General features: G+C 63.6%; 1 protein-coding gene. It reads right to left on the minus strand.

The window, feature by feature from the left end:
• Positions 1–21 precede the first annotated feature (21 nt).
• Complete coding sequence (locus ACIBPB_RS33650) at positions 22–966, minus strand: IS481 family transposase (protein ID WP_396843260.1); 945 nt, start codon at positions 964–966, stop codon at positions 22–24.
• Positions 967–1,023: the final 57 nt, after the last annotated feature.

Below are 1,023 nucleotides of genomic sequence, written 5' to 3' on the forward strand. Positions count from 1 at the left end.
TGTGCAACCGACGGTGATCGTTTACGCCTGGGTCGTGGTTTTCTGCTTGAGGCGTTCGTAGGGGGTTTGGCCGCCGAGGCCGCCGTGCGGTCGATGGTAGTTGTAGTAGTCCTCCCACTCGCGGAGCTTGTCGTTGAAGACCTGGGCGTCGTCGATCACGACGCCCTCCAGCATCCGGTAGAACTCTTCGGCGTCGATGCGGTGAGATCTCTCCACCTTGCCGTTGAGCCGCGGTGTGCGGGGCTTGATGTAGACGTGCTGGATGCCCTTGTCCAGTACGTGCCAGTGGAACGCCGACTGGAACTCGGCGCCGTTGTCAGTCTGGATGACCTGCACCTGGAACGGCAGCCGCTGCAGCACGTAGTCCACGAACTGGATCGCCGTCTTCTGGTTGAGCTGCGGATAGATGCGCAGCACCCGCAGCCGGGTGCAGTCGTCGATCGCGGTGAACTGGTAGTACTTGTTGCGCCCGCCGCGCCGGCCGGCCGAACCGATGGGCTCGATGAACTTCACGTCGATCTGGACCCGGTGTCCGGGCAGCTGCTTCTCGTAGCGCTTCCACCGCTTGTCGTGCCGCTTGTAGCGCTGCGAGGCTGGCAGCCGGTTGAGGTCCAGGCGCTTGAGGATTCGCCACACGCCGGAGCGGCTGATGGCGACGTCGTGGTACCGCTTGAGGTACATCGCGATCTTCTCGGGGCCGAAGTGGTAGTTCTGCCGCAGGTAGATGATCTTCCCGACGACCTCGACGTGGGTGGCGTTGGGGCTGGTCTTGGGTCGCTTGGATCGGCTGCGCAGCCCGTCGACGCCGTCGGCCTGGTAGCGGCGGTACCAGACGTAGTACGCCTGCCGGCTGATCCCGTAGTACCGGCACGTCAGCGCGACGTTGCCGGTGACCTCTTCAACATGGCGGATGATCGCCAGGCGCCGTCTGGCCTCCCGATCGAGCGGGGGCTGAGGGGTAGACATAGATGGTCTCCGTACTTGCCGGAGACCCAGGTGTCAACGATGTCCGTCAGTTTTAGA

It is taken from the genome of Micromonospora sp. NPDC049836 (assembly GCF_044465125.1).
Lineage (GTDB): Bacteria > Actinomycetota > Actinomycetes > Mycobacteriales > Micromonosporaceae > Micromonospora.

Bases quoted from the DNA above. Each gene is read 5' to 3' on its own strand.
- ACIBPB_RS33650 (WP_396843260.1), bottom strand. From the start codon at position 966: ATGTCTACCCCTCAGCCCCCGCTCGATCGGGAGGCCAGACGGCGCCTG.